This is a genomic window from Halosaccharopolyspora lacisalsi (genome assembly GCF_014137975.1).
Classification (GTDB): domain Bacteria; phylum Actinomycetota; class Actinomycetes; order Mycobacteriales; family Pseudonocardiaceae; genus Halosaccharopolyspora; species Halosaccharopolyspora lacisalsi.
This window is the reverse complement of the sequence record NZ_JACGWZ010000001.1, coordinates 84724-105696: the sequence shown is the minus strand read 5'-3', so window position 1 is coordinate 105696 and position 20973 is coordinate 84724. Positions and strand designations below refer to the sequence as shown.

The window sequence follows — 20973 nt, the reverse complement described above, 5'->3', positions numbered from 1 at the left end:
CGCCTCCCCCGCCGGATCAGCGGATCTGCCAGTCGAGTCGTCCGTCCTCGGTGACGGTCGGGTGGCTGTAGCCCGAGGGCGTGCCCTCGGTCAGCGCACGGTAGACGTCGCTGAGCATCGACGCCACACCGGACCACTCGGTGACCAGCACCTGCGCGGCCTCCTGCTCCCACTCCAGGACGCAGCCGTGCATCGCGCCGGGTCGCAGGTCCACGACCAGCTCGTCGGCGAAGCCGTCCCCGGCGATCGGAATCCAGTCCGGGTGATAGCTCGACCCCGGCGATCCGGCTCGGGGATCACACAGCGGCCGCTGCCACTGCGTCCGCCACGACTCCCGGAGCTGCTTCCAGGTTCGCAGCGACCGGCTGACGTCGTAGGGCGTGTAGAACGGGGGAAGCACGTCGGCGAGGACGTCGCTTTCGGTGCCTCCGCAGCACGACCACCACTCACGCAGCTCGGCGGGCAACTGCCGGCCGAACTCGGCCTCCAGGGACTCGACGTCGAGCGGCGTGGAGGGCTGGTGCAGTGCCGCCGCGGTCACCGGGGCGTGCTCGCCGAGCCACAACACGATCTTCGTCCACAGCTGAGTGACATCCATTCAGACCATGATCGGAGCAGTACTACCACATCGGTACCGCCAACCGTGACCCGTCTCCGGCGAATGGAGCACACCGCGCTCTCGACGATCGATAGCGTGACAACCCCACCGGCGGACATGGCATTATCGGCCACCCCGTAGGCTGCGGCAAGATCTGGTTCGGTGACCGGAGGTAATTCGACATGGCGCAGGACATCGTCCCGATCGAGCTCGGTCTGCCGCAGGGCGACATGGTCACCCTGTGGGCACCCCAGTGGCGGGAGGACGGCGAGGACTGGGAGGCGTTCCTCGGCCACGAGGAGGCTCTGTACGCCTTCCCCGACGCGGCACACCTCACCGCTTTCGTGCGGTCGGGAGCCGAGAACGATCTCGACGACCACCCGGCCTGGCACGTGGTGCACGCACTGGGCGCGATCGACCTCAGCCCCGACGAGGAACACCAGTTCGATCTCGTGGGAGTTCCCGAGCTCGTGTCCGAGCCCCCGGACACCTGGACCATCAACGAGCTGTCCGACATCGTGTCCATCGCCCGCTCCCTGGCCGATGTCTGCGAGCTGGACGCGGTCACCGAGATCCTCGACTCCGCCGACGGCTTCTCCCTGTTGCAACAGGGCACCCTGGCCTTCTCGGGCAAGGACGGCCAACGACGTTGGAACAAGCTCTGCGAAGTGGTCGCCGAGCGCTGGGACGAGCTGCTCGACGCCATCGACGGCGTGATGACCACCCCCGAGGTCGACGCCGACGCCGTCGCCACCGCGGAGGCCGAACTCGCCGAAGCCTTCTCCGAACCCGAGCAACAGGAGGATCAGGAAGCCGAGCCGGCCACCTCCGAGATGACCGAGGAGGAGGTGGAGTCGACCGAGGAACCCGAGCTCGGGTTCTGGGGCGAGGTCGGGATCGACCCGATCCGGATCATCTCCGGTGCCGGCGATCACTACTCGCTGCGGTGCTACCTCGACGACGAACCGGTCTTCCTCGGGTCCGAGGGCCGGATCGACGTGTTCACCTCCCCGAGCGCCCTGGCCCGCTTCCTCGCCGACGACCCCGACACCGACCTCTCCAACGTCGCAACCTGGCCGCGGGTGGTGGAGAAGGCCGTCGCCGGGGAGCTGAAGGTCGAGGTCGATCCGGAGAACACCTACGTGCTCAACGGCCTCGATGCCGATCTCGCCGAAGGGCCGGGCGAGGTGGATCCGAACCAGCTCGACCTGGCCGAGGAGCTGCTCAGCGACGCGGCCACGTGGGCGGAGGACAAGAGCGTCGAGGAGGCCCTGCGGCCTTCCGAACGGCTGGGGTGGATGGTCTCGTACATCATCCGGCCGAACCCCAACCGGCTCCCGCCGAGCGCCCCGTTCGACGCGGAGGTCGCCGCCTGGCGCGAGCTCGTCGACGCCTTCGAGAACCGACTGCGCACCCACTGACCCACCGGCCCCGTCGGCTTCCCCGTCAGCCGATCAGGCTGGCGTAGCCGGGCTTGATGAGGTTGTTGATGATCTCCAGCCGTTCGTCGAAGCCCAGGAACGAGGACTTCATCGCGTTCACCGTGAACCACTGCAGGTCCGTCCAGCCGTAACCGAAGGTCTCGTGGAGGACGGCGAACTCGCTGGACAGCGAGCAGTGGCTCATCAACCGGTTGTCGGTGTTGACCGTCACGCGGAACCGCAGGTCGGCGAGCAGGCCGACTGGATGCTCGGCGATGGAGGGCGCCGCGCCGGTCTGGAGGTTCGACGACGGGCACATCTCCAGCGGGATTCTGCGGTCCCGCACGTAGGAGGCCAGCCGGCCCAGCTGAACCCCTCCGTTGTCGTCGACCTTGATGTCGTCGACGATGCGCACGCCGTGACCGAGCCGCTCGGTGCCGCAGTGCTGAAGCGCCTCCCAGATCGAGGGCAGCCCGAACGCCTCACCGGCGTGAACGGTGAAGTGCGCATTCTGCTGACGGAGGTATTCGAACGCGTCGAGGTTGCGGGTGGGCGGAAACCCCGCCTCCGGACCGGCGATGTCGAAACCGACGACCTCGACGTCCCGGTAACGCACGGCCAACTCCGCGATTTCGGCCGACCGCGCGTTCTGGCGCATCGCACAGAGCAAGGTACCGATCCGGATACTTTTTCCGACCTCGGCGGCGCGGCGCTCACCCTCCCGGAATCCGTCCTGAACAGCACAAACGATCTCGTCCAGGGTCAGGCCGCGCTCCTGGAACAGTTCCGGCGCGTAACGGACCTCCGCGTAGACCACGCCGTCGGCGGCCAGGTCCTCGACGCACTCGGCGGCGACCCGGACCAGCGCCTCGTGGGTCTGCATCACCGCGACCGTGTGCGAGAAGGTCTCCAGGTACCGTTCCAAGGACCCGGAGTCGGCCGAGGCGATGAACCATTCTCCCAGCTCATCGGCGCGCTCGGAGGGAAGCTGGTCGTAGCCCGCCGCACGGGCGAGGTCGATCACCGTCTGCGGGCGCAGCCCGCCGTCGAGGTGATCGTGCAACAGCACCTTGGGGGCCAGGGGGATCGTGTCCAAGCTCACCGGTGTTGACATGTTCCCACGTTACTATCTCCGGCCCCGCCGCACGGAGCCACTGTGCCCGGGCGCATACTCCATCACGTTGTCTTACTCCGAGTGAGTGAAACTTCAGCGGTGCACCGATAGGATTACTCCGAACGGCGTAACCGTCCACCGCCTTTCGGCGGGATTGGTAGACTCTCCGTTGCGCTGGACTCCGTCGGGAAATGCCCGGCGACACGGGGGGCGTTGGTCATGATGGCGAGCGAGTCGCTACGCTCCAATCGTCCTCCCCCTCCCCACGAAGAAGGACGCCCCTAGCCGTGAATGAGAACAGCCAAGACACGGTGTCGTTCGACCGTATGCGCAACATGCTCACGCGCGCGGCCGAGATCCGCGAGAGCGAACAACAGCAGATTTTCGACGCACTGGACGAGATCAACGCCCGGATGTCGCCGCTGGAGTCGCTCGGCTCCGTACGCAAGCGGCTCTCCGAACTCCCCGACCGCACCGAGATCGGCGTACTCGCCGAGCGGTTGGACGAGGCGCTGGCCAAGCTGGAAACCCAGGACGGCGCGATCTCCGGCCTGAACACCCAGGTCGAGGGAATCACCGACAAGCTCGCCGAGCCGTTCGCCCAGTTGGACGGACGCATGGACGGGATGGCGGGCCGGTTCGACGGCGTGGCCGGCCGCATGGACGGGATGGAGGACAAGCTCTCCCACATCCACAAGCGGCTGGACGAGCTGGGTGCGCACCTGGGCAAGCAGGACGAGCGCATCGAGTCGCTGCCGAACTCCGTGCACGGCCCGGTGCGCGAGCGCATCGACTCGATGGAGACCAGCCTGCGCGGGCGCTTCACCGAGATGGACGAGGGAGTGCACGAACACCTCGACGGCACCCGTGAGGCGCTGAACCGCGCCGTGACGGAGTCCGCTGAAGGCGTGCGGAGCTCCGTCGGCGAAGCGGTTTCCGACAGTCGCCAGCAGCTTCAGGGCAAGCTCGACGAGCTGGCCGAGCGTCCGGCGGTGGACCCCACGGACCGGCTGCAGCAGCTGGCCGATCAGATGGAGAACCTCGCCAACCGGCTGGACCGGGTCTCGGGGCGGCTCGACAGCGTCGAGGAGAACGTCAACAACCGGCTGGAAACGGTCGAGCAGGGCGTCAGCAGCCGGCTGGAAACGGTCGAGCAGGGCGTCAACGAGCGGCTCGGCGACCTCGGCGGCACGCTGGCCACGAACCTCTCCGAGATCAGCGGCACGTTGGCGGAAAGGCCCGACACCGAGGCGCTGTCCTCGCTGGTGCGCGACGCCAACGAGGACAGCGAGCGCAAGCACGCCGGCCAGCTCGACGAGGCGATGGCGACCTTCGCCGAGCTGATCCTCGGCGGCGGTGCCCCGCAGTCCCAACCGGCTCCGACCGCTCCGACGGCGCTCCCGCGTCAGCAGCGCCGTGGACGCTCCAAGAGCGCCAAGCGCGACGACAAGCCGGGCGAGGAGAGCGACGACATCACCGCCGAAACGGCGTAGTCGGAGCTCGGGGAGGATTTCGCCGGTTTCGCGCGGATCCGGGAGCTCCCGGATCCGCGCGAAACCGGGTAACCACCCGCACCCTCGCGGTGGTTACCGGATCGGCCGCCGCGCTCACGCCCCGATGCGTTCCAGCACCACCGGGGCCGAAGTCACCTCGACGTCGCTGACCTCGACGGCGTCGGACAACGCCTCCAGCGCCTGCGGGAAGTCGGCGGGGTCGTCGGCGAGGAGTTCCAGCAGGGGCTGACCCTGCTCCACACGCTCTCCCGGCTTGGCGTGGCACAACACGCCCGCACCGTGGCGGACGGGATCCTCCTTGCGCCCGCGCCCGGCACCGAGCCTCCAGGCCGCGACACCGACGGCATACGCGTCCAGTGTGGCCAACACCCCGGACTCGGGCGCGACGACGGTGTGCGTGTGTGCCGCGCGCGGCAGCGGAGCATCGACATCGCCGCCCTGCGCCGTGATCATGCGGCACCACGTCTCGTATGCCCGCCCGGAAGCCAGCACCCGCGCGGGATCCGCGTCCACCCCCGCTTGCGCGAGCATCTCGCGGGCCAGCGCGACGGTCAGTTCGACCACGTCGGCGGGACCTTCGCCACGCAGCACCTCGATCGCCTCGGCGACCTCCACCGCATTGCCCACGGACCGGCCCAGGGGCGTCGACATCGGGGTCAGCAGGGCGCTGGTGTTCAGACCGTTGGCCGTGCCGATCGACACCAGTGCCTCGGCGAGCTCACGAGCCCGGTCGACGTGGGTCATGAAGGCACCGCTGCCGCACTTGACGTCCAGCACGAGCGACTGAGCTCCCTCGGCCACCTTCTTGCTCATGATCGAACTGGCGATCAGCGGTACCGACTCGACCGTGCCGGTGACGTCCCGCAGCGCGTAGAGCTTGCGGTCGGCCGGCGCCAGGTCCTCGGTGGCCGCGCACACCACGGCGCCGGCTTCATCGAGGCGTTCGCGGATCTCGCCGACGGACAGTCCCGCACGCCAGCCGGGGATCGACTCCAGCTTGTCCAGCGTCCCGCCGGTGTGGCCGAGACCCCGCCCGGACAGTTGCGGTACGGCGACTCCGCAGGTGGCCACCAGCGGGGTCAGCGCCAATGTGATCTTGTCGCCGACACCGCCGGTGGAGTGCTTGTCCGCGGTCGGCCTCCGGACTCCCTCGAGATCGAGCGTGTTGCCCGAAGCCACCATCGCGGCCGTCCACCGGCCGGTCTCGTCGGCGTCCATGCCGCGCAGCAGAATCGCCATGGCCAATGCCGACATCTGTTCCTCGGCGACTTCTCCCCGCGTGTAGGCATCGACCACCCAGTCGATCTGGGGTCCGGTGAGCCGCCCGCCGTCACGCTTGGTGCGGATCACATCGATGGCGGTGTGTGCCATGAGACGACCTTTCTCCATGATTGTTCTCTCCACACCTACACCGACGTTCGAGGCGTTCACCGGGATGCGTCACAACTCGAACGCCTCAGGGAGGAGCTCGCGGACCGGCAGCGCGCCGCGTGGGGTGTCGACGAGGCACTCCGGACCGCCGAGCTCCAGCAACAGCTGGCGGCAACGGCCGCACGGCATCAACAAACGTCCGCCACCGTCTCGGCAGGCCACGGCGGAGAAGCGCCCTTCCCCGGTCAGGCGCAGCTGACCGGCCAGGGTGCACTCCGCGCACAGCGTGAGCCCGTAGGAGCCGTTCTCGACGTTGCACCCGACGACGACGCGACCGTCCTCGCACTGCGCCGCCGCCCCCACCCCCAGCCCGGAGTACGGGCAGTACGCGCGTGCCGCCGCGGCCACGGCCGCTTCCCGCAGCACCTCCCACTCGTCCGTTCGGATCGCTCGCACCGCTCACTCCTCGCTGTCGCCGGTTGGGTAACCCGTATCATGTCAGTGACATCTCTCTCGCCCTAAAGGGTTGACGATTCACCCATTCGAACCCTCATTTCCACGGCGTTCGATGACAAAACGGCTTCTATATCGATTAACCACGCCGTTGTTTTGTCTGGTCGATCACAGCAAGCACATGCGAGTAGGCCAGCTCGACGGCACGGGTCTAGCATCCGATGAGTCAAGGACCCGTCGCAGGCGATTGGTTCGTTCGTTTCCCCCGAAACGTCGACGCCGGTGGCACCCGTGGTCGCCCAGCGGGTCCGTCAAGTCCACCAGCGACGTTGGAGGCCTCCCATCATGGCCAGCACCACCGCCACCGCGGCGGAGGCTTCCCGGCGCGAGTCTCTCCCTCGCGCCCGGGGCAAGCTCTACCGCGGCGATCTGGGCATGTGGTCGTGGGTCGCGCACCGCATCACAGGCGTGCTCACCTTCTTCTTCCTGTTCGTGCACGTCCTGGACACCGCTCTGGTGCGGGTCTCGCCGAACGCCTACGACACGGTGATCAACACCTACAAGCACCCGCTCATGATCCTGTTCGAACTGGGTCTGCTGGCCGCGGTGCTGTTCCACGCGTTCAACGGCATCAGGGTGATGCTGGTCGACTTCTGGTCCGAGGGACCCAGATTCCAGCGTCCGATGCTCTGGACCGTCATCGTCCTGTGGCTGGTTCTGATGATTCCGGCCGCCATCAGCATGCTGACCCGCGCCGCCACGGAACTGTTCGGGGGCTGAGAGAGATCATGACCACCACCGAAGCGCCGCTGTCCGTCGACAAGCCGCGCTCGTCGACGCGCCCGGCAGCCCGCCGCAGCAACTTCGAGCTCTACAGCTGGGTGTTCATGCGGCTGTCCGGAGTCGTGCTGCTGTTCCTGGTCCTCGGACACATGCTGATCATGCTGTTCCTGGACGGCGGAGTGCACCGCATCAACTTCGCCTTCGTCGCCGGCCGCTGGGCCTCGCCGTTCTGGCAGCTGTGGGACCTGACCATGCTGTGGCTGGCGGGACTGCACGGCGGCAACGGCCTGCGCACCGTGATCAACGACTACTCGCGCACCAACGTCACCCGCTTCTGGCTGAAGATTCTGCTGTACTGCTCGATCCTGCTCACCGTGGTCCTGGGCACCTACGTGATCTTCACCTTCAACCCGAACATCGGCTGAGCAACCCCCGCAGGCGCGAAGCCGCCGTAGGAGACCACCATGCAATTCCACAAGTACGACGTACTCATCGTGGGCGCCGGGGGTGCCGGGATGCGCGCCGCGATCGAGTCCGGCCAGCGCGCCCGCACCGCCGTGCTGACCAAGATCTACCCGACCCGCTCGCACACCGGGGCGGCCCAGGGCGGCATGTGTGCAGCGTTGTCCAACGTCGAGGAGGACAACTGGGAGTGGCACACCTTCGACACCATCAAGGGTGGTGACTACCTGGTCGACCAGGACGCCGCCGAGATCATGGCCAAGGAGGCCATCGACGCGGTCCTGGACCTGGAGCGGATGGGACTGCCGTTCAACCGCACTCCCGAGGGCAAGATCGACCAGCGCCGCTTCGGGGGGCACACCCGCGAGCACGGCACCGCGCCGGTGCGCCGCGCCTGCTACGCGGCCGACCGCACCGGTCACATGATCCTGCAGACGCTGTACCAGAACTGCATCAAGCACGGCGTCGAGTTCTTCAACGAGTTCTACGTCCTCGACGTGAACATGAGCACCAACGAGGACGGCGAGGAGGTCTGCACCGGTGCCGTGGCCTACGAGCTGGCCACCGGCGAGATCCACGTCTTCGAGGCCAAGTCGGTGGTGTTCGCCACCGGTGGTTTCGGCAAGGTCTTCAAGACCACCTCCAACGCCCACACGCTGACCGGCGACGGCATGGGCATCGTCTACCGCAAGGGTCTGCCGCTGGAGGACATGGAGTTCTACCAGTTCCACCCGACCGGGCTGGCCGGACTGGGCATCCTCATCTCCGAGGCGGTGCGCGGTGAGGGCGGAATCCTCCGCAACGTCGACGGCGAGCGGTTCATGGAGCGCTACGCGCCCACCATCAAGGACCTCGCCCCGCGCGACATCGTGGCCCGCTCGATGGCGCTGGAGGTGCTGGAGGGCCGCGGCTGCGGCTCGAACAAGGACTACGTGCTGCTGGACGTGACCCATCTCGGCGAGGAGGTGCTGGAGTCCAAGCTGCCCGACATCACCGCGTTCTCCCGCACCTACCTGGGCGTGGACCCGATCTCCGAGCCGGTCCCGGTCTACCCGACCGCGCACTACGCGATGGGCGGCATCCCCACCAACGTGGACGGGGAGGTCCTGCGCGACAACGAGACGTCCGTGTCCGGTCTCTACGCCGCGGGCGAGTGCGCCTGCGTGTCGGTGCACGGCTCCAACCGGTTGGGCACCAACTCGCTGCTGGACATCAACGTCTTCGGGCGCCGCGCCGGTATCGCCGCCGCCGAGTACGCCCACTCCCGCGAGCACGTCGAGATGCCCGAGGAGCCGGCCAAGCTCGTGCAGGGCATGGTCGATCACCTCCGCACCGCCCACGGAGGGGAGCGGGTGGCCAACATCCGCACCGCCCTCCAGGAGACGATGGACGCCAACGCCTCGGTCTACCGCACGGAGGACACCCTCAAGCAGGCGCTGTCGGACGTGCAGTTGCTCAAGGAGCGCTACGGGCGCATCGCCGTGCACGACAAGGGGATGCGGTTCAACAGCGACCTGCTGGAGGCCGTCGAGCTCGGCTTCCTGCTCGACCTCGCCGAGGCGCTGGTCAATTCCGCGCTGGCGCGCAAGGAGTCGCGTGGCGGGCACGCCAGGGAGGACTACGGCGCCCGCGACGACACGAACTTCATGCGGCACAGCATGTCCTACAAGCAGCTGCCGGACGCCGAGGACCCGGACGCACCGTTGGGCCTGACCGGCTTCCTCGCCGACATCCGGTTGGACTACAAGCCCGTGTCCGTGACCCGGTACCAGCCGATGGAGCGTAAGTACTGATGACCGCGACCCTCAGCGACAACGACAACGCCGTCACCGACCTGCCCTCGGACGCGCCCCCGGTCCCCGAGGGCGCCACGATGGTCACCGTCAAGATCGAGCGATTCAACCCCGAGGTCGACGAGGACCTGCACTGGGAGTCCTACCGGGTGCCGGCGATGCCCACCGACCGCGTGCTCAACATGTTGCACTACATCAAGTGGTACATCGACGGCACGCTGACGTTCCGCCGTTCCTGCGCGCACGGCGTGTGCGGGTCGGACGCCATGCGCATCAACGGCGTCAACCGACTGGCCTGCAAGGTCCTGATGAAGGACATGTTCGCCAAGAGCGGGGAGACCACGCTGACCGTGGAGCCCATCAAGGGGCTGTCGGTGGAGAAGGACCTGCTGGTGGACATGGAGCCGTTCTTCGAGGCGTACAAGGCCATCAAGCCGTACCTGGTGACCACCGGCAACGACCCCTCGCGGGAGCGCACCCAGTCCGTCGCCGAGCGGGAGCGCTTCGACGACACCACCAAGTGCATCCTGTGCGCGGCCTGCACCACCTCGTGCCCGGTGTACTGGTCGGAGGGCTCCTACTTCGGGCCCGCGGCCATCGTCAACGCCCACCGGTTCATCTTCGACAGCCGTGACGAGGCCGCCGAGGAACGCCTCGACATCCTCAACGACATCGACGGCGTGTGGCGCTGCCGCACCACCTTCAACTGCACCGACGCCTGCCCGCAGGGCATCCAGGTCACCAAGGCCATCCAGGAAGTCAAGCGCGCCCTGATGTTCCGCCGCCGCTGACGGCGACAGCCGATGGTGAACGCGTCGTGCCGACGGTGCGACTGCCGGCACGACGCGTTCACCGCGAGCGCTGCTCCGGTCGTCGCACCGGACCAGAGGTTCGAAGACACCGCTTCCGACGAGCCGCGTGATCCTCTTTTCGGGTGTTCCTCGACCCGTTTTCTCCCCGTTCGCCGCATTTCGCGGCCCACCGCGCCGTAAGATCGTCTAGCCTGCTCATGTGCTTGTGAGAGCCCGTCGCTCGGCCGTGCCGGGGAAGAAGGCCGCCGCCGTCGTCTGTGCCGCGCTCGTCGCGCTGGTTCCCGGCGCGGTGACCGCTCCGGCGACGACCGCACCACCGGCGTCCACGTGTCCGAACGCGACACTGCCGCCGCCCCCCGTGGACAGCTCGGAGGTGCCTCCTCCCGGCATCCCCTCCCCCCAACCGCTACCGGTTCCCGAGCAGCCCGTCGGTGGTGAGTCGCTCGGTCGATGCGGCGTGGTCACGCCGCCCGGCGAACCCGTCCCGGAGCGGGTCGGCTCGACCACGTGGATGGTGGCCGAGCTCGGCAGCAGTGACGTGCTGGCCGCGAAGAATCCGCACGGCAGGCACCGACCCGCCTCGATCATCAAGGTGCTCACCGCGCTGGTGACCATCCGTGAGCTGGAACTGACCGACACCCTCACCGCCGCTCCCGCCGACGCCGCCGTGGAGGGCAGCAAGGTCGGACTCGTTCCCGGCGTGACCTACACGGTCGACCAGATCCTGGCTGGCTTGATCATGCAGTCCGGCAACGACGCCGCGCACGCGCTGACCCGCGCGCTCGGCGGCGAACGAGCCACGCTGGACCGGATGAACGAGTTGGCCCACCGGCTCGGCGCACTGGACACCCGCGCCGCCACATCGTCCGGACTGGACGGCCCCGGCATGACGACCTCGGCCTACGACATGGCGTTGATCTTCAGGGCCGCCCTGCGACAGCCGGCGTTCGCCCGCATCGCCACCACCCGGGTCACGACCCTGCCCACCCCGCCGGGCGAGGCCCCGATGAAGGTCTACAGCGACAACGACGTGCTGACGACCTACCCCGGGGCGATCGGGGCCAAGAGCGGCTTCACCGACGACGCCCGGCACACCTACATCGCCGCCGCCGAACGCGACGGCCGCAGGCTCGTGGCCGTGCTCATGCGCGGCGAGTACCGGCCGGTGGACCTCGACGTGCAGGCCAAGGCCCTGCTCAACTACGGTTTCCGACTCACCGGCACCGAGCCGATCGGACGGCTCGTGGAACCGCGACCGCAGCCCACCGCCTCATCGACCGGGGTCGAGCACGCGGCCGGTGTCGAGGACGGTTCCGCATCGCCGGTGGAGTCATCGGCCGATCGGCCCCGTCCCCACACCAGCCTCTTCGGCAACGTCGGCGGTCCACTGGCGCTGCTGCTGGCCGCCGGGGTCGTCGCCTTCGGGGTGGTAGCCCTGCGGCAACGCCGAGCGCGCCTCGCCTCCGTCGCACGTCGCGACAGCCTCGGACCTCCTGACGACCATCCGTGACGCGCGGGTGACTGCGCTCTGTCGGACGATCGGAGGTTCGGCGGTTTCACACCACCGGATCACCGGCGACGGCGCAGCAACCACCCGATCAGAGCACCGAGCCCGAACAGACTCACCGTCCTCGCGCGCGTGCCGGCGCGTTCGTGCACGACCGGGCTGATCAGGACGGGGCCCGGCGGCCGTGGCGGCAGCAGCTCCAGGTTCTCCCGGGCACAGGCCGTCCACGCGGTCACGAACAGCACGAACCGCGAGGTCAGGTAGGCGAAGACGAGCAGCCCCAGGATGGGGCCGAACGCGGCGCCGGCCGGGGAGTCGCTGATGCTTCTCAGGTAGATGACACCGATCTGCTTGAGCACCTCGAATCCCACGGCGGCGAACAGGGCACCCCAGACCGCGCTGCGCACCGTGACCGGTTGACGGGGCAACCGCGCCAGCACCCACAGGAACACCAGCCAGTTCGCGCCCACCGAGAGCACGACGGCCAGCACCCACCACAGGACGTAGGCCAGCAGGCTGCCCTCGATCCCGACCAGCGCGAACGCCGACTGACCGACACCTCCGCCGAGCGCGGTGATCGCGAAGGACAGCACCAGGGCCAACCCGAGCCCGAGCAGTGCGAGCAGGTCGAACCCCATGCGCTTGGGCACCGGCGGGCTCTCCGGCTCCTGGATCCACTGCGCCGTCAGCGCGTCGCGCAGATTGGTCATCCACCCCAGCCCGGAGTACAGCGCCACCAGCAACCCGATGACACCGACCGCTCCCGCCTGCGAGATCGCCTCCTCGATGACGCCGGAGAGCAGTTTGCTCAGCTCGGGACTGGGCACGGCCTCGGCGATGGTCCGCTGGAGCCGTGCCAACAGCTCGGGATCGCCCGTCAGCACGAAACCGGCCACGGCGAAAACGATCATCAGCAGCGGCACGAGCGCGAGCACGCTGAAGTACGTGATCGCGGCGGCGTAGTAGTCGCCGTACTGCTGCTGGTATCGCCCGGCGGCACGTACGAGCCGGTCGATCCACGGGTACCTGCGTCGCACCAGGTCCAGCTTGCTCGGCTGGGCCTCGGGAGCGCGTGCGGTGCGTGCGGGCTGGCTTCGGTCGACCACGGCTCACCTCCGGGTCGGACGTTACCGGCGAGTGATCAGCTCAGCTCGCCGGAGGTAGGAAACCCACCCGGTCGTAGGCCTTGCGCACGGTCTCGGAGGCCACGCCGCGGGCGTGCTCGGCCCCGCGCCGCAGGATCTTGTCCAGCTCGGCGGGGTCGTCCAGGTAGCCCTGGACCGCGGCCTGGAACGGGGTGGCGAAATCGACCACGAGCTGGCCGATGTCCTTTTTCAGATCACCGTAACCACTGCCCTCGTAGGCGGATTCGAGGTCGGCGACCGACCGGCCGCTCATGGCCGAGTGGATCACCAGCAGGTTGCTGATCCCGGGCTTGTTCTCCGGGTCGTAGTGGATCTCGCGCTCGTTGTCGGTCACGGCCGAGCGGATCTTCTTCGCCGTGCGCTTCGGGTCCTCCATGAGCTCGACGACCCCGGAGGGGATCGACTTGCTCATCTTCGAACCCGGGTCCTGCAGGTCGAAGATCCGGGCCGTGTCGGTGGGAATGTGGGCGTCGGGAACCGTGAAGGTCGTACCGAAACGGGAGTTGAACCGCTGGGCGAGGTTGCGGCTGAGCTCCAGGTGCTGGCGCTGGTCCTCCCCTACCGGGACGGCGTCGGTCCCGTAGAGCAGGATGTCGGCGGCCATCAGCGCCGGGTAGGTGAACAGCCCCACGCTGACGTGCTCCTCCTCCTGCCGGGAGGACTTGTCCTTGAACTGGGTCATCCTGGCGGCCTCGCCGTAGCCCATCAGGCATTCCAGCACCCAGCTCAGCCGAGTGTGCTCGGGCACGTGGCTCTGCACGAACAGCGTGCTGCGGTCCGGGTCGACGCCCAGGGCCAGCAGCTGCGCGGCGGCGTAGCGGGTGTTGCTGCGCAGTTCGGCGGGATCCTTGGCCACGGTGATCGAGTGCAGGTCCACCACGCAGTAGAACGTGTCGTGGGTCTGCTGCATGGTGATCCAGTTACGCAGCGCACCCAGGTAGTTGCCGAGATGGAAGGAACCGGCGGTGGGCTGAATACCGGAGAACACGCGCGGAAGCGCCGCTCCGGCCTCCTGGGGTGCGGGGCTGTCACTGCTCACACGGCGATTGTCGCATCAAGTCGCCACGGTGTTTCCGCGCCCGCCCGGGGGAGAAGCCCACCACCCGGTGATCGTCAGGTCTTGCGCTGGTTCTCCGGCTGCACCGGGATCTTCTTGCGGCGCAACGTGCCCACGACCATCCCGACGAGGCCGAGGCCGAGAGCGGTGGCGGCTACCGGGGCGCTCAGGGCGTCCAGCGGAGTCGCCTGGGCATCGAGGTGCTGATCGGGCGTGGCGGCGTGAGCGGTGGCCGTGCCACCGGCCATCATGGCGGCGACGAGCGCGGGCGCTTGCTTGCCGGCGCGAGCCAGTCGGCTACGCACGAGCGGATGCCTCCCTTGACGGTGACCCGTACGGGCCACAACCAATCCGGGTTTGCGGTTCTCCGACCGTTCCGGAAACCGGTAACGTCGCGTTCGATTCGCACTCCTACCGAGAGGTGGCCGACAGGTGCGGACCAGCGAACGCCGCAGAGATCGTATGGGGTTACGCAACGTTGCTCACACCGGGTCGCCGATCGTGTGAGAACCGCTGGACATCGCCACTAACCGACCGTGGAGTCGGATTCACCGCCATCCGGGTCCGCACGCACGGAAGCGACGAAAGCCTGGAAGTCGTCCAGGAGAATCTGGAACTGCTCGGGATTGGCGGTCAGCACCAGCCGGACCACCACCCGCTGCTCCGGATCCTCGGTATCCACCATCGACAGGTAGATCTGACACTGGAACAACTCCCGCTCGCTCTCCCCGACGACCACGGAGAAGCTCAGCACCTGACCCACTCCGGGGGATTCGGAGGTGCCGAACTCGGAGCGCTGGGTCACCTCCACCGCCCTGGCCACCTGCCCGAGCGCGCCGACCGACTCGTCGGCGATGTCGCTCAGCGTGGCCGGGTCCGGCCGGTAGTCACCGTCGAGGGTGATGCTGGCCAGCGAGCCGGGCTGCTGCGACCCGGGATGGACCGCGACGAACGCCGCGTTGGGGGCACCGGCCTCGTCGGGATCGGCATCCTGCCATCCCGCCGGGACGCGGAACCGGATCGGGATCGGCAAGGTGCCGGCCATTCTCACCCACTCCACTCGGAGACGACGGCGCGGTGCTCGTCGGTCTCGAGTCACCCTACCGCAGGTCAACGAGGCGCAGGGCGCTACTCCGGAGCTGCCGTAGCGGTTCACGAAAGGCGCTTCCTCGCGGTTCCCGGCGAGCGGGACTGATACACCTCACTCGTCCCGTTCGCTCTCCGCGCGCACGGACCCGACGAACGCCTGGAAGTCGTCCATGAGAGTCCGGAACTGCTCGGGATTGGCGGTCAGCACCAGCCGGACCACCACCCGCTGCTCCGGGTCCTCGGTATCCACCATCGACAGGTAGATCTGGCACTGGAACAACTCCCGGGCCGTGCCGTCGACGACGGCGGAGAACTTCAGCACCTGTCCGAGCCCCGGAGCCTCGGCCGAGCCGAGTTCCGAACGCTGGGCCACCTCCACCGGCTCCGCGACCTGCTCGATGTTGCCGACCGACTCGTCGGCGATGTCGGTCAGCGTGGCCGGGTCCGGCCGGTACGCACCGTCGATGGTGATGTTGGCCGTGGAACCGGGCTGCCACGATCCGGGGTGAATCGCGGCGAACGCCGAATCCGGCGACCCGAGCTCGTCGGGATCCCCAGCCTGCCACCCCTCGGGCAGTTCGAATTTGATCGGAATCGGCAGGGTGCCGACCATCGTCACACACTCCATTCACGAAAAACGGGAACCGCCATAATCAGGAAACCCAGCCCGTCACGGTATCGTAGGACGACGAGGCGAATTCCCCCACGGACTCACCGGCATCTCCGACGAACTGGGCGGCATCGGAGGCCGTCGCGGCCACGTCCTCCGGATCGACGGTGAGCTCGAAACCGAGCTTGCCGCCCACGATGGGGGAAACCCCGGCGTTCGCCCCGATGTGCCATGTCCCGCTTTCATCAGGACCGAAGTGGACCCCAGCCTCAGCTCCCGGACCGGCCCACCCCTCAGCCGTGGCATTGATACCTATACCGCCGATATCGCCACCCGCTTTTCCGGTTACCTTTCCACCGGCAAAAGCACCGGCATTCGCATGCAGACCGTCGAGCCCCACTGACGCACTCGCACTGGCCTTACCGCCCACGAATGCTTCGCCTTTCGCATTGTAACCGAGATACGGCCCCAGCTCGGCCTTTCCCTGAGCCGTCGCCTTCGCTCCCGCCGCCACCTCGGCCTTCGCGGCCACTCCCTCATTGGTCACTCCCCCCGAGAGGGAAGCTTCCGCCGCCACGGTCGCGGAAGCCTTGCCCGACAGCTGCGCGTACTCGTTGCCGACCGAGCCCTGAGCACTGGCCTTGGCCAACTCGGCGAAAGCCTTGAGCTCCCCCATCTTGCCGCCCTTGGGCCAGGAGGCCGAGGCTCCGGCATTCGGACCGCTGGCATCCGCCTTGCCCTCGGCTTTCCACCCACTCGTCACCGCGTGGACGAGGCCGTCGAGCGCACCCTCCTTGCCGGAACCGCCGCCGATGGCAGCCGCCGCCCGGGTACCGGCCGCGTCGAGCTGTTCGCGGGCGTGCGCGAGAGTCTGCTGCGCCTGCTGCCGGTATCCCGATCCGGGAGCGTCCCCTTTCGCCGAGGCGGCCTGAGTCCCGGCAGCCCGCCGAGACTCGTCCTCCCCCCTCTCCCACAGCGCGATGGCTTCCGAAGCCTGGTTCTGCGCCCAGCGCAGCGTCTCCGCATAACCACTCAGGACCTTGGAGACGGACTCGGTGGCATCACAGACCTTGATCCACTTCGGCGGCTCGGGGGAGAAGGTGCTCCAGAACGCCTCACTGGCCTCCCCCTTCCAATCACCGACCTCGACGCGCTTGAGACCGGCCCCGACGGTCTCGAAGCGCTCACCCTCCTCGCGGAGTTTCGTGGCCTTGTCGTTCAGACCGTCCGGATCACCGGGAACCAGCGCCTTGGGGTCCGTGGTCTCACCGAGTTCGGCCATCACTTCCCTCCCGGAGCCCTGCTGCCGTTCAAGTCGTTGACGAGGGCGGTCATCTCGTCGTTCGCGACACCGTCGCTCTCCGCGTAAGTTCGCGCGGCGTGGTTCAGCCCGTCACCGGTCGACTCGGCTTTCCGCACCAGCACCTCGGCACCGAGCTGCGTGGCGGAGCAGAACTCCTCGAAAGCCTTGAACAGGGCATCGTGACCGTATGCACCGCTGTCTCCGCAGAAGGAATCCAGCTTCCTGCCGTCCGCGCCGCCAACCGTGTCGAATATCTTGGACGCCGCCTGCCGGAGCACCTCCGGCTCGACACCGAATCCATCGCCCATACTGCCTCATTTCAACGAACAAGACGACTGTTCCAGTCGGACACGGCCGATCCCAATTCCAGCCAACGCGAAGACCACTTCGAAAGTGGTCCTGTCAGAGTTTGCCGACCGCGACACCGCGCCAGGTCCACCCGAGATCGATAACGGATTTCTGAAGCGGAGACTTCAACTCGCCCATAGAGAAGGTGGCTTTGTCCTTGAGTTCAAGCTTGCCGTTCTCATCACGCCCGAGGGACCACGCCTTCTCGACCTTCTTTACCTGCCCCCGACCTGTTTCGGCACCATGAACGAACTGGGGAAATCCTCGTACCCAGTCCACTTCCCAAGTTCTGTCCACCGAGCGCACTTCCTGCTTCGAAGGATCGAGACGCATCCGGATCTGATAATATTTGGTCACACTGAATGCCTTGAAGTGCTCGTACCAGACGGGGTCCATGATCCGCCACTCCGAGATCAGGTCGACCCCCTCGGGCGAGCCGTCACGCACCACGAAGGGAGCATCGTCCCGGTTCACCGCGAGTAGGGACTGGTAGACCTCCTGTGGTGATCTCGGTGTAACTCCGCCCTCGGGACGCTTGGTGCCGGTGAACCAGTCGAACAACCCCATGCCGAGCCTTCCTCCGTCGAGCTGAGCGGCATACTAATGGTTTCCGAACTCTCCCACAAGCAACCGTCGGGATCCGTGATGTCCCCTGATCCGGGACAACCGAGGCGGGGAACGGATGGCGAACACGGGGAGTCCGAAATCCAACGATCCGGAGAAACCGCCTGCCCGCACCGGGGTATTCCCACGACGGGAAACTCCCCTGACGAGCCAAAATCCCGGATTTCGCCCGGCCGGGCGAAATCCGGGCTCGGCGAAGTCCGGCCGGGCCCCCTACCCGGGCGCCTCGGTGAGGCCGAGGTGCCGGACCGGTGCCGGACCGTAGGTCGTTCCGCGCTGACGGGCCGTGCGGTCGATCCGCGAGGCGATGTCGTGCAGCTGTTCGATGGTGCGTTCCGAACCGTGTTCGGATCCGGCCATCCGGCTGATGGTCTCCTCCATGAGGGTGCCGCCGAGGTCGTTGGCCCCGCCGGTCAGCACCTGGGAGGTGCCCTCGTCACCGAGCTTGACCCAGGAGCACTGCACGTTGTCGACACGACCGTGCAGCGCGAGGCGGGCCATCGCGTGCACCGCGCGGTTGTCCCGCTGGGTCGGTCCGGGCCTGGCCAGCCCCGCCAGGTAGATCGGCGCGTTGCGGTGCACGAACGGCAGCGGAACGAACTCGGTGAACCCGCCGACCCCGTTGGCGGCGGCCCGGTCCTGCACCTCGGCGAGGGTGCGCAGGTGACCGAGCCAGTGCTCGGGGGTGTCGACGTGGCCGTACATCATCGTCGACGACGACGGGATGCCCAGCCGGTGCGCGGTGCTGATGACCTCGATCCACTCCGACGCGGGCAGCTTGCCCTTGGTCAGCACCCAGCGCACGTCGTCGTCGAGGATCTCGGCGGCCGTTCCGGGAATGCTGTCCAGCCCGGCCTCGCGCAGTTCGGTCAGCCAGTCCGCGATACCGACGCCGGCCTTGGCCGCGGCGGAGACGACCTCCATCGGGCTGAAGGCGTGCACGTGCATGCCCGGGACCCGGGTCTTGACCGCGCGCACCAGCTCCGCGTACCCACCGACCGGCAGGCGCGGATCGATGCCCCCCTGCATGCACACCTCGGTCGCCCCCGCCCGCCAGGCCTCCTCGGCGCGGTCGGCGACGTCGTCGGGGGACAGCCGGAAGGCGTCGGCGTCACGCTCCCGCTGCGCGAAGGCGCAGAAGCGGCATCCGACGTAGCAGATGTTGGAGAAATTGATGTTGCGGTTGACCACGTAGGTGATATCGCCGCCGACGACGTCGCGCCGCAGCGCGTCGGCCAGCTTCGTCATCTCGTCCAGCGCCACCCCGTCGCAGGTCATCAGCGCCATCGCCGCGGTCGTGCTGGACTCGTCGAGCAGCGCGGCCGGATTCTCGGCCGCGATCCGCAGTCCCTCGCGCACGTCGGTCTCCAGCCGCTCGGGCTCCCGCGTGCTCGGGAGCTGCTGACGCAGCTCCTCCCAGTCGCCGTAGACGGTGTCGAAGTCGCCGCGCTTGTCCTCGGAACGTCCCACCGTGTCGATGCTGGTGTTCAGGTCGGTGCGGCCGAGCGACTCGAAGCCGCCATCGGGCTCCTGCCACGGTTGCCCGGCCGGCTCCGTCTCCGCCGCCGCCAGTCCGTCCGAGTCGGCCAGTCGCGAGACGTGGGGCGCCACCCGCGTGTCGATCCACTGCGTACTGTCGCCGGTCAGCCCCGCGCGCACGTGACGCGGGTAGGCGGTCAGGCGCTCGCGCAGCTCGAACCCGCCGGTGCGGGTCTGCTCGGACAGTTCGTCGAGCTCCGGCCACGGCTGCTCGGGGCTGACGTGGTCCGGAGTCACCGGCGACACGCCACCCCAGTCGTCGATTCCGGCGCGCAGCATCAACAGCTGCTGGTCACCGACCAGGTTCGGCGGTGCCTGCACGCTCACCCCGGACGGCATCAGCAACCGTGCCACGGCGATGGTCGCGGCCAGGTCGTGCAGGTCGGCGTCGGGCGCTTCGCGCATCGCCGTGTCGGGCTTGGCCCGGAAGTTCTGGACGATGATCTCCTGGATGTGCCCGTACTGACGGGCGCTCTGCCGCAGCGCCAGCAACGACTCGGCGCGTTCGGTCGTGGTCTCGCCGATGCCGATGAGGATGCCGCTGGTGAACGGCACCGCCACCCGACCGGCGTCGGCCAGGGTGCGCAGCCGCACGGCGGGATCCTTGTCCGGGCTCGCGTAGTGCGGATTGCCCGGTTCGCTGAACAGCCGTTCCGAGGTGGTCTCCAGCATCATGCCCATGCTCGGAGCGACGGGCTTGAGCCTGGTCAGCTCCTGCCAGCTCAGCACCCCGGGATTGAGGTGCGGCAGCAGCCCGGTCTCCTCCAGCACCGCGATGGCGCACGAGCGCACGTAGTCGATCGTGGAGGAGTAACCACGCGCCTCCAGCCACTCCGAGGCCGCCGACCACCGGTCCTCCGGGCGGTCGCCCAGGGTGAACAGGGCTTCCCTGCAGCCCGCCGCGGCACCTCGGCGCGCGATCTCCAGCACCTCGTCCTGTTCCAGGAACGGGGCGTCGACCTTGTGCGGGACGGTGGCGAAGGTGCAGTAGTGGCACCGATCCCGGCACAGCCGGGTCAGGGGGATGAAGACGTTGCGACTGTAGGTCACCACGCCCCCGCGGCCCTCGGCCACCAGGTGCGCGTCACGGGCGCGGGATGCGGCACCGAACAGGGTCTCCAGGTCGTCGCCGCGCGCGTGCAGCAGCACGGCGGCCTCGGAGGCGTCCAGGGCCTTGCCGTCGGTGGCCCGGCGAAGAGCACGACGCATCGCCGACGCGCTGGGGACCGGTTCCGGCTGGGGTGTTTCGAGATCAACCGACACGCCCCCGACCCTATGCCGATCCGCCGGTGAATCCCACCCGGAAAGCGAAGCGCTGCACGTCACATCACGTGTTGCTTACGACGGCTGAATTACTCCATTTCGCCCTATCGAGCCTCCCCCGCAAGGCAGAGACTGCAACGCTTAGTAACCCCGAAAACGCAATGAAG

General features: G+C 68.0%; 20 protein-coding genes. 7 read left to right on the top strand and 13 right to left on the bottom strand.

Annotated features, from left to right (window positions below):
- Window positions 1-16 precede the first annotated feature (16 nt).
- A complete protein-coding gene (locus FHX42_RS00540) occupies window positions 17-598 on the bottom strand; it encodes an SMI1/KNR4 family protein (RefSeq protein ID WP_182542126.1) in 582 nt (193 codons plus the stop codon).
- Between the two features lie 182 nt (window positions 599-780).
- Between FHX42_RS00540 and FHX42_RS00535 the strand changes: the two genes are divergently transcribed.
- Window positions 781-2019 carry a primosomal protein gene (locus tag FHX42_RS00535; protein ID WP_182542125.1) on the top strand — a complete coding sequence of 413 codons (1239 nt, stop codon included), beginning with the start codon at window positions 781-783 and terminating at the stop codon, window positions 2017-2019.
- A gap of 25 nt (window positions 2020-2044) precedes the next feature.
- On the opposite strand, the gene FHX42_RS00530 is transcribed toward FHX42_RS00535, so the two are convergent.
- Complete coding sequence (locus FHX42_RS00530) at window positions 2045-3133, bottom strand: adenosine deaminase (RefSeq protein ID WP_182542124.1); 1089 nt, start codon at window positions 3131-3133, stop codon at window positions 2045-2047.
- Window positions 3134-3459: 326 nt separating this feature from the next.
- On the opposite strand from FHX42_RS00530, the gene FHX42_RS00525 reads away from it, so the two are divergent.
- Entirely contained in the window at window positions 3460-4626 is a 1167-nt protein-coding gene (locus tag FHX42_RS00525; RefSeq protein WP_182543407.1) for a coiled-coil domain-containing protein, read from the top strand.
- 114 nt (window positions 4627-4740) lie between these two features.
- On the opposite strand, the gene FHX42_RS00520 is transcribed toward FHX42_RS00525, so the two are convergent.
- The gene (locus FHX42_RS00520; protein ID WP_182542123.1) at window positions 4741-6018 is read right to left on the bottom strand and encodes a thymidine phosphorylase; all 1278 of its coding nucleotides are present in this window, start codon (window positions 6016-6018) and stop codon (window positions 4741-4743) included.
- Window positions 6019-6087: 69 nt separating this feature from the next.
- Window positions 6088-6474 (bottom strand): cytidine deaminase, encoded by a 387-nt coding sequence (locus FHX42_RS00515; protein WP_407926187.1) that lies wholly within the window; start codon window positions 6472-6474, stop codon window positions 6088-6090.
- 342 nt (window positions 6475-6816) lie between these two features.
- Between FHX42_RS00515 and sdhC the strand changes: the two genes are divergently transcribed.
- The 5 genes from sdhC to FHX42_RS00490 all read left to right on the top strand — a co-directional run bounded on the left by sdhC (window position 6817) and on the right by FHX42_RS00490 (window position 11831).
- Window positions 6817-7251: a succinate dehydrogenase, cytochrome b556 subunit gene (sdhC, locus tag FHX42_RS00510; protein ID WP_182542122.1), complete on the top strand. Its 435-nt coding sequence runs from the start codon at window positions 6817-6819 to the stop codon at window positions 7249-7251.
- Between the two features lie 8 nt (window positions 7252-7259).
- Window positions 7260-7679 (top strand): succinate dehydrogenase hydrophobic membrane anchor subunit, encoded by a 420-nt coding sequence (locus FHX42_RS00505; protein WP_182542121.1) that lies wholly within the window; start codon window positions 7260-7262, stop codon window positions 7677-7679.
- Between the two features lie 39 nt (window positions 7680-7718).
- The gene (gene sdhA, locus FHX42_RS00500) at window positions 7719-9509 is read left to right on the top strand and encodes a succinate dehydrogenase flavoprotein subunit (RefSeq protein WP_182542120.1); all 1791 of its coding nucleotides are present in this window, start codon (window positions 7719-7721) and stop codon (window positions 9507-9509) included.
- A complete protein-coding gene (locus tag FHX42_RS00495; protein WP_182542119.1) occupies window positions 9509-10300 on the top strand; it encodes a succinate dehydrogenase iron-sulfur subunit in 792 nt (263 codons plus the stop codon). Before sdhA ends, FHX42_RS00495 begins: the two co-directional genes overlap by 1 nt.
- Before the next feature lie 220 nt (window positions 10301-10520).
- On the top strand, window positions 10521-11831 hold the full coding sequence (locus FHX42_RS00490) for a D-alanyl-D-alanine carboxypeptidase family protein (protein ID WP_328795814.1): 1311 nt from the start codon (window positions 10521-10523) through the stop codon (window positions 11829-11831).
- Window positions 11832-11890: 59 nt separating this feature from the next.
- On the opposite strand, the gene yhjD is transcribed toward FHX42_RS00490, so the two are convergent.
- The 9 genes from yhjD to FHX42_RS00445 form a co-directional block, all read right to left on the bottom strand.
- Window positions 11891-12934 (bottom strand): inner membrane protein YhjD, encoded by a 1044-nt coding sequence (gene yhjD / locus FHX42_RS00485; protein WP_182542118.1) that lies wholly within the window; start codon window positions 12932-12934, stop codon window positions 11891-11893.
- A 40-nt stretch (window positions 12935-12974) separates the two neighbouring features.
- Entirely contained in the window at window positions 12975-14012 is a 1038-nt protein-coding gene (trpS, locus tag FHX42_RS00480) for a tryptophan--tRNA ligase (RefSeq protein WP_182542117.1), read from the bottom strand.
- Between the two features lie 74 nt (window positions 14013-14086).
- The gene (locus FHX42_RS00475) at window positions 14087-14335 is read right to left on the bottom strand and encodes a hypothetical protein (protein WP_328795813.1); all 249 of its coding nucleotides are present in this window, start codon (window positions 14333-14335) and stop codon (window positions 14087-14089) included.
- A 221-nt stretch (window positions 14336-14556) separates the two neighbouring features.
- Window positions 14557-15075, bottom strand: coding sequence for a hypothetical protein (locus FHX42_RS00470; RefSeq protein ID WP_182542116.1), 519 nt, complete (start codon window positions 15073-15075; stop codon window positions 14557-14559).
- Window positions 15076-15231: 156 nt separating this feature from the next.
- Window positions 15232-15732 (bottom strand): hypothetical protein, encoded by a 501-nt coding sequence (locus tag FHX42_RS00465; RefSeq protein ID WP_182542115.1) that lies wholly within the window; start codon window positions 15730-15732, stop codon window positions 15232-15234.
- A gap of 40 nt (window positions 15733-15772) precedes the next feature.
- Window positions 15773-17011, bottom strand: coding sequence for a putative T7SS-secreted protein (locus tag FHX42_RS00460; protein ID WP_182542114.1), 1239 nt, complete (start codon window positions 17009-17011; stop codon window positions 15773-15775).
- Window positions 17011-17340 carry a hypothetical protein gene (locus FHX42_RS00455; protein WP_182542113.1) on the bottom strand — a complete coding sequence of 110 codons (330 nt, stop codon included), beginning with the start codon at window positions 17338-17340 and terminating at the stop codon, window positions 17011-17013. The genes FHX42_RS00460 and FHX42_RS00455 overlap by 1 nt, the downstream gene beginning before the upstream one ends.
- Window positions 17341-17434: 94 nt before the next feature.
- Window positions 17435-17947: a hypothetical protein gene (locus tag FHX42_RS00450; RefSeq protein ID WP_182542112.1), complete on the bottom strand. Its 513-nt coding sequence runs from the start codon at window positions 17945-17947 to the stop codon at window positions 17435-17437.
- Window positions 17948-18217: 270 nt separating this feature from the next.
- Window positions 18218-20806 carry a bifunctional FO biosynthesis protein CofGH gene (locus tag FHX42_RS00445; protein WP_182542111.1) on the bottom strand — a complete coding sequence of 863 codons (2589 nt, stop codon included), beginning with the start codon at window positions 20804-20806 and terminating at the stop codon, window positions 18218-18220.
- Window positions 20807-20973 lie beyond the last annotated feature (167 nt).